The organism is Mesorhizobium sp. M7A.F.Ca.US.005.03.2.1 (assembly GCF_003997795.1).
In the GTDB taxonomy this organism is placed as follows: Bacteria; Pseudomonadota; Alphaproteobacteria; order Rhizobiales; family Rhizobiaceae; genus Mesorhizobium; species Mesorhizobium ciceri.
Map to the genome: position 1 here is coordinate 1 of NZ_RZRP01000315.1, position 6,639 is coordinate 6,639.

Genomic DNA, 6,639 nt, shown 5'->3' on the forward strand with positions numbered 1-6,639 from the left:
GCATGCCCAGCTCCATCAGGCGCTTCAGCCGGTCGGCGAGGATGTTTGAGGCGATGCCTTCCATCGATCCGTTGAGCAGCTCGCGAAAATGGCGCCTGCCGCCGAAGATCATGTCGCGAAGGATGATCAGGCTCCAGCGGTCGCCGAAGACTTCCAGCGACAGATTGATCGGGCACCCGGACCGGCGATCCATGCTCATGAGATTTTTCTCCAAAACCGGTTGCATTATCGTATCAGTTTTATTATCGTGCAACCGATTGCAAAATGCAATCAGTTTTGCAGAGAGGAGACTGCGTGATGAGGACCACCGAACGCCCTGAGATTATATCCGAAGTCTTTGGCGATCCGGCGAACCCGCCGCTGTTGCTGATCATGGGAGCGATGGCCTCGATGCTGTGGTGGCCGGAGGCGTTCTGCCGGAAACTGGCCGGTGCCGGCCTGTTCGTGATCCGCTACGACAATCGCGATACCGGCCGTTCGACGAAATCCAAACCGGGAGAGCCGCCCTACACGTTCGATGATATGGCCGACGATGCAATGCATGTTCTGGACGACCACGGCATCGGCAAGGCGCATGTCGTCGGGATGTCGATGGGCGGCATGATCGCGCAGCTTGTGGCGTTGAAACATCCCTCGCGTGTCGTATCTCTGACTGTGATCAGCAGTTCGCCGGTGGGAATCGACACATCCGGCCTTCCCGGGACGACCGAAGCCTACATGGAACACTCGGCCGAGGGCGCCAAAGTCGATTGGTCGGACCGTGGTCAAGTGGTCGATTTCATCGTCAGGGATGCGCGGGCGATCGCCAGCACCACGCATTCATTCGATGCGGCGGGGATACGGGCCTTTGTCGAGCAGGATTACGACCGCTCCGGCGGCTTCCTGAGCGCGACCAACCATTTCATGCTCAAGGGCGGCGCCGCCTGGAAGGGCCGCCTGCACGAGATCGCGGCGCCGCTGCTGGTCATTCACGGCACGGCGGATCCGATCTTTCCGGTCGAACACGGCGAGGCGCTGGCCGAGACGGTCACCGGCGCAAGACTCATTCGCATCGAAGGTGGCGGCCACGAGCTGCATCCGGACGACTGGGCCGAGATGTCCGCAGCGATCATCGCGCATGTCCAAGCCGGTTGAAGCAGCATAGGCTGGTTTGACGGACAAGGCTAACCGCAACAGGCGTGCCGCATGGTAGCGGCCACCGACAATCCAGGAAACAGACGAGCAAAAAATGTCCCTGACACTTCATTTCCATCCGCTGGCCTCCTTCTGCTGGAAGCCGTTGATCGCGCTGTACGAGAACGCCACGCCGTTCACGCCTGTCATCGTCGACCTTGGCGATGCTGAATCGCGCGCGGCCTGCCTGAAGATCTCGCCGGCCGGCAAGATGCCGGCGCTGCGCGACGATGCGCGTGGCCGTACGGTGCTGGAATCGAGCATCCTCGTCGAATATCTGGCCGCGCACTATCCGGGGCCGGTCGACCTCGTTCCCGCCGAGATCGACATGGCGTTGGCCGTCCGCCAAGCTGACCGTTTCTATGATTTCTATGTGCAGGAGCCGATGCAGAAGATTGTCGGCGACCGGTTGCGTCCCGGCGACAAGACCGACCCGTTCGGCGTCGAGCAGGCTCGCGACCGGTTGCGCAATTCCTACGCCATCATCGAACACGACATGCAGTCGAAGATCTGGGCGATGGGCGACAGCTTCACCATGGCCGATTGCGCAGCCTCCCCCGCGCTGTTCTATGCCAACAAGGTCGAGCCGTTGGGCGACAGGTACCCGGCTGTGAAGCGCTATCACGACCGCCTGCTGCAGCGCCCCGCCTTCGCTCGGGTGATCGGGGAGGCGCAGCCCTACTTCAAGTTCTTCCCCTACAACAACGGTTGATCGGGTCAGGCTTCCCAGAACTGATCGAGCCAGATGTTGAGTTTGAGGAAGCCAGTGCCGCTCACCGTATAGACGCGCCTTGTTCCTTCCGGCTTGGCGTGGACCAGGCCGGCATCGAGCAGCACTTTCAGATGTTGCGACACGGCTGGGCGCGAGACCGGCAAGCCGGCGGCCAGTTCGGTGACGGTTTTCGGGCCGCGGCGAAGTTCTTCCAGAAGATGGCGCCGGTTGGGATCGGCAATCGCCATGAAGGCGTCGGAAAACATCATGCCTGTATTAGTGAGGCAAAGCCTTTCGAATCTCAACCGTCTGCTTCTGCTTTTCTTCTGGGATCAAGCCGCAATGCTTCCGGGGTGACCGAACGGTCGGCCGGCTGCGTCTTGAAGGCGTCACGATCCCCGATCGGCACCGGCGCGCGGCGGCTGATGCGCAGCAGCGTGTAGCCCGCCAGGCAGAGATGCGCGAAGGCGGTCGCCAGGAACAGACCTTCCGGGCGCATCCAGCCCATCAGGGCAGCCGCAAGCAAAGGTCCGATCATCGTGCCGAAGCCATAGAGCAGCAACAGCCCGCCAGATACCTTGACGAAATCCTCCGAGCGCGCGTGGTCGTTGGCATGCGCCACGGCGATGGAATAGAGCGTATAGGCGAAGGCGCCATAAGCGGCGGTGAAGACGATGACGAAGACGCCGGAGCGTGGCTCGAACAGGAAGATCATGAGCGCGAAGAAGGCCCCGCCGAAAGCCGCCCCCGCCAGCACGAAGCGCCGGTCGGTCTTGTCGGACAGGCGCCCGGCCGGAAGCTGCATGGCGGCACCGGCAACGACCACAAGACTCATCATCAGGGCGATCTCGGCCGTGGAAATGCCGATGCGTGCACCATAGACCGCGCCAAGCGTGCCCCAGGCGCCGTTGGCGATGCCGATCAGCACGCAAGCGACCGCCGACACCGGCGAATTGGCATAAAGGCCCCTGACATCAAGTGAGACATCCTGCAGCGGCTTGGGGTGGGAGGCGGTCGAGACCGCCGTCGGAATGAGCGACAGGCAAAACAGGATGCCGGTGATCATGAACAGCGACGCGGACTTCACGTCGCCGCCGGCGACGATCATCTGCCCACCCATGATCGAGGCATAAGTCACCATCATGTAGAGGCCGAAGACGGTGCCACGGTTCTCGTTGGTGGCCTTCTCGTTCAACCAGCTTTCGATGACCATGAAGGCGCCGGCCATGGTGAAGCCGGTGAAGGCGCGCAGCAGGATCCAGACATACTCGTCGATGATCAGCCCGGTGAGCAGCGCCACGATGGCGCCGGATGCGGCAAAGGCGCCAAAGGCGCGCACGTGGCCGGCGCGGCGCACGATGCGCGGTGCGAAGAAGCAGCCGGTGACGAAGCCGCCGGCCCAGGCCGTGCCCATCAGGCCGAGCGATGCGGTCGAGAAGCCTTCCAACTGACCGCGCAGGGGCAGAAGCAGCCCATGCAAACCAGATGCCGCGAGCAGGAAAGCGGTGCCGCGAAGCAGCGAGAGGATCGGTCGGTAGGTTGCGAACATTGGTTGATCCGGCTCAGGTTTGGCGGGGACGCTGCGTCTGAAGACAGTCGCATTCGGGCTTTTCGGCGGCGGGCTTTACGCCCGAGCGCCTATCCGCGGCGGAACAGTGCTTCGGCCGCGGATTTGGTGGTGTCCTTGGCCTTGAGTTCGGCTTCCAGGCGGGCGATTTCGTCGCGCAGGATGCCGATCCGCTCAGTCAAGTCGCTGACGGAAAGCAATGACAGGTCCTGCCCGATCTCGTGCGGGCGCGCCTTCTTCTTGGGTTCGTCGTCGAAGATCGCCATTGTCGCTCCTCCTCCGCCAAGACCAGATTGGCCATTTGCCTGATTTGGCAATCAGCATACATAGGGCAGGGGCGTCGATGCAAACAGCCGGTCGGATAACGGCGAGGAAAGACGGGAAATCTCATGGCGAGCGGACAGAAAATTCCGGCAAGAATGACGGCCATCGCGATCTCGGAGCCAGGTGGCCCTCGGGTGCTGAAGCCGGAAACACGCGACGTGCCGCAGCCCGGCCCCGGCGAGATCCTGATCAAGGTGCATGCCGCCGGCGTCAACCGGCCCGACGTCCAGCAGCGCAAAGGCGCCTATCCGCCACCGCCCGGCGCATCCGACCTGCCGGGCCTCGAAGCATCGGGTGAAGTGGCGGCCCTTGGCGACGACATATCACGCTGGCGCATTGGCGACCGCGTCTGTGCGCTGACGCCCGGCGGCGGCTATGCCGAATATGTCAAGGTCCATGCAGGGAGCGTGCTGCCGTTGCCCGCCGGCTTCACCCACACCGAAGCCGCGGCGGTGCCGGAGAATTACTTCACCGTCTGGCACAATGTGTTCGAGCGTGGCGGCCTCAAGAAAGGCGAGACGCTGCTCGTCCATGGCGGCTCGTCCGGCATCGGCACGACAGCAATCCAGCTTGCCTCCGCCTTCGGCGCCTATGTCATCACCACTGCCGGCAGCAAGGAGAAATGCGACGCCTGCCTGAAGCTCGGCGCCGACCGGGCGATCAATTATCGCGAGGCGGATTTCGTCGCCGCGGTGAAGGAGGCAACGGGTGGCAAAGGCGCCAATGTCATCCTCGACATGGTCGGCGGCGACTATGTGGCGCGCAACTACGAAGCCGCGGCGGTCGAAGGCCGCATCGTCCAGATCGCCGTTCAGGCCGGCGCTGTCGCAAGCGCGGACTTTTCGAAGATCATGGTCAAGCGGCTTACCCACACAGGTTCGACGCTGAGGCCGCGAACCGTCGAGTTCAAGGCGGCGATCGCGGCGGCGCTGGAAGCGCAGGTGTGGCCGCTGCTCGGCACGCGCAAGGTTGCCCCTGTGATGGACATGATCTTCCCGCTCAGCGAAGCCTGGCGGGCGCATGAGCGCATGGAAGAGGGTGAGCATATCGGCAAGATCGTGCTCGACGTAGGCTGACAGCGCGCGAGGTCAGCGCCTCGCTGCCCACAAGATGAACAGAAGCTTAATGCTGCAATGCAGCATTTGCATCATTGCTATGCAAAATCAGCCATTCAAGTCCTCATCGATGACGCCTATTTGAGCACCATCGAAACGAACATCATTCTGGAGGGACTACCATGAACCCGATCCGCGCTTTCCGTAACTGGCGTATGTACACCGAGACCGTCCGCGAACTGAGCCGTCTCAACGCACGTCAGCTCAGCGATCTCGGCATCAACCGCGCCGACATCGAAAAGATCGCCCGCAGGGCTATCTAAAGCCACGTCCTGGTCCGCTCCGGCGGACCCAAGCCGTGGAAGCCAGAGCCGCACCAGACGAACTTTGTCGCGGTTCCGAGCCCGCTGGACCCAGTCCGGCGGGTTTTGTCGTTTTGGGCGGGAGATCAACGACCGTCCCAACCGATACCGGCCATCGAGCAGGGTTGACCTCAGTTTCCTGCATGGCATCTTGGCTCGGCGCTTTCACAAGGGCGAACCCTGATTGACCGGGGTGCCCTACCTCAACCGATCTTTGCCAAGACCGGAACTCGCCAGCGAAGCCAGCTTGTCGTTCTGTTCAAGAGCGCGGAACGTTTTCGGTAAGTACCCACGGCTTCCGGTCTTTGCTCCAAAAACGTTGCGAAACGCCCCGAGAGCGGTTATACAGACCGCGAATTTCCCATTTTGGTGGCTCTAAACCACCGCCCGCGCGGGAACGCGGGCGAACGAGAAGGATTTGTAAAAATGGCCAATACGCTGCTGATGCCCAAGGCGACCGCCGTCTGGCTGGTCGACAATACCGCACTTTCCTTCGAGCAGATCGCGCAGTTCTGCGGGCTGCATCCGCTCGAGGTCAAGGCAATCGCCGACGGCGAAGCGGCGCAAGGCATCAAGGGCATGGACCCGATCATGACCGGACAGCTGACCCGTGACGAGATCGCCCGTGCCGAGAAGGATCCGAACCAGCGCCTGAAGCTTTCAGACCCCAAGGTGCGGGTGCCCGAATCCAAGCGCAAGGGTCCGCGCTACACGCCGCTGTCGAAGCGCCAGGACCGGCCGAACGCAATTCTGTGGCTGGTGCGCAACCATCCCGAGCTCAAGGACGCGCAGATCTCGCGCCTCGTCGGCACCACCAAGTCGACGATCGAACAGATCCGCGAGCGCAAGCACTGGAACTCAGCCAATCTGCAGCCGATGGACCCGGTGACGCTGGGTCTCGCCTCGCAGATCGACCTCGACATGGAAGTCAACCGCGCCTCGCGCGGCCGCGAACAGGCGCAGCCGGTCGGCGACACGCTGCTGCCGGCGGCCCTGACCGAGCGGTTGGTGCCGGCTCCCGAGAAGCCGAAGGACGAGGACGCCGAACTCGACGCCAACGCCGTGTTCGCCAAGCTCTCTGCCTTGAAGTCGAAGAACACGGACAATGACGACGACGAGTGAGGTTGTCTGATATTCCAAGAAAAAGCCCGCTTCGAGCGGGCTTTTTTTGTAGCTGCGCCAGGTCTCAGCTGCGCGCGGCGCGGTCCGGCGCCATGCCATAGTCCTCGCTGCGCTCCACAGCGCGGTAGAAGTCGGCAAGCTGCTTGCCGCGCTCCGGCTTGAAGATGCGGCCGGCGATGACCACCGAGGCGATGCGATCGATACGAAAGGCGCGGAAATCGTCGCGCATCTCGCACCAGGCGACCAGCGTCCACACCTTGCCCCAGAACCACAGGCCGAGCGGGCGGATATCGCGGGCGGTGCCGCGGCCGGCCTCGTCGGAAT

The 6,639-nt window shown here is 62.7% G+C and carries 10 protein-coding genes; 5 read left to right on the top strand and 5 right to left on the bottom strand.

Features of this window, described 5'->3' with window-relative positions; translation table 11 throughout:
• The coding region (locus EN991_RS18350) for a helix-turn-helix domain-containing protein (protein ID WP_164769174.1) at positions 1–199 on the bottom strand (199 nt) is incomplete at its 3' end.
• Between the two features lie 98 nt (positions 200–297).
• On the opposite strand from EN991_RS18350, the gene EN991_RS18355 reads away from it, so the two are divergent.
• The gene (locus EN991_RS18355) at positions 298–1,134 is read left to right on the top strand and encodes an alpha/beta hydrolase (RefSeq protein WP_024502976.1); all 837 of its coding nucleotides are present in this window, start codon (positions 298–300) and stop codon (positions 1,132–1,134) included.
• A 94-nt stretch (positions 1,135–1,228) separates the two neighbouring features.
• Positions 1,229–1,885, top strand: coding sequence for a glutathione S-transferase family protein (locus tag EN991_RS18360; protein WP_127369266.1), 657 nt, complete (start codon positions 1,229–1,231; stop codon positions 1,883–1,885).
• A 5-nt stretch (positions 1,886–1,890) separates the two neighbouring features.
• Here EN991_RS18360 and EN991_RS18365 read toward each other — a convergent pair whose 3' ends face one another.
• From EN991_RS18365 to EN991_RS18375, 3 genes are all read right to left on the bottom strand, one after another.
• Complete coding sequence (locus EN991_RS18365) at positions 1,891–2,154, bottom strand: metalloregulator ArsR/SmtB family transcription factor (RefSeq protein WP_013529232.1); 264 nt, start codon at positions 2,152–2,154, stop codon at positions 1,891–1,893.
• Positions 2,155–2,186: 32 nt separating this feature from the next.
• Positions 2,187–3,434, bottom strand: coding sequence for an MFS transporter (locus tag EN991_RS18370; protein WP_024502978.1), 1,248 nt, complete (start codon positions 3,432–3,434; stop codon positions 2,187–2,189).
• Between the two features lie 89 nt (positions 3,435–3,523).
• The gene (locus EN991_RS18375; RefSeq protein ID WP_023810953.1) at positions 3,524–3,718 is read right to left on the bottom strand and encodes a DUF1192 domain-containing protein; all 195 of its coding nucleotides are present in this window, start codon (positions 3,716–3,718) and stop codon (positions 3,524–3,526) included.
• A 123-nt stretch (positions 3,719–3,841) separates the two neighbouring features.
• On the opposite strand from EN991_RS18375, the gene EN991_RS18380 reads away from it, so the two are divergent.
• From EN991_RS18380 to EN991_RS18390, 3 genes are all read left to right on the top strand, one after another.
• Positions 3,842–4,852: an NAD(P)H-quinone oxidoreductase gene (locus EN991_RS18380; protein ID WP_013529235.1), complete on the top strand. Its 1,011-nt coding sequence runs from the start codon at positions 3,842–3,844 to the stop codon at positions 4,850–4,852.
• A 161-nt stretch (positions 4,853–5,013) separates the two neighbouring features.
• Positions 5,014–5,154: a DUF1127 domain-containing protein gene (locus EN991_RS18385; RefSeq protein ID WP_127369267.1), complete on the top strand. Its 141-nt coding sequence runs from the start codon at positions 5,014–5,016 to the stop codon at positions 5,152–5,154.
• 465 nt (positions 5,155–5,619) lie between these two features.
• The gene (locus EN991_RS18390; RefSeq protein ID WP_013529237.1) at positions 5,620–6,315 is read left to right on the top strand and encodes a DUF1013 domain-containing protein; all 696 of its coding nucleotides are present in this window, start codon (positions 5,620–5,622) and stop codon (positions 6,313–6,315) included.
• A 64-nt stretch (positions 6,316–6,379) separates the two neighbouring features.
• Here EN991_RS18390 and EN991_RS18395 read toward each other — a convergent pair.
• Positions 6,380–6,639: WYL domain-containing protein (locus EN991_RS18395; RefSeq protein ID WP_127369268.1), on the bottom strand; the 260-nt coding region annotated here is incomplete at its 5' end.

What these genes read in the sequence shown, in the direction of transcription:
- EN991_RS18365 (WP_013529232.1), bottom strand. Translation starts at nt 2,154, where the DNA reads ATGATGTTTTCCGACGCCTTCATGGCGATTGCCGATCCCAACCGGCGC.
- EN991_RS18380 (WP_013529235.1), top strand. Translation starts at nt 3,842, where the DNA reads ATGGCGAGCGGACAGAAAATTCCGGCAAGAATGACGGCCATCGCGATC.
- EN991_RS18385 (WP_127369267.1), top strand. Translation starts at nt 5,014, where the DNA reads ATGAACCCGATCCGCGCTTTCCGTAACTGGCGTATGTACACCGAGACC.
- EN991_RS18390 (WP_013529237.1), top strand. Translation starts at nt 5,620, where the DNA reads ATGGCCAATACGCTGCTGATGCCCAAGGCGACCGCCGTCTGGCTGGTC.
- EN991_RS18355 (WP_024502976.1), top strand. Translation starts at nt 298, where the DNA reads ATGAGGACCACCGAACGCCCTGAGATTATATCCGAAGTCTTTGGCGAT.
- EN991_RS18370 (WP_024502978.1), bottom strand. Translation starts at nt 3,434, where the DNA reads ATGTTCGCAACCTACCGACCGATCCTCTCGCTGCTTCGCGGCACCGCT.
- EN991_RS18360 (WP_127369266.1), top strand. Translation starts at nt 1,229, where the DNA reads ATGTCCCTGACACTTCATTTCCATCCGCTGGCCTCCTTCTGCTGGAAG.
- EN991_RS18375 (WP_023810953.1), bottom strand. Translation starts at nt 3,718, where the DNA reads ATGGCGATCTTCGACGACGAACCCAAGAAGAAGGCGCGCCCGCACGAG.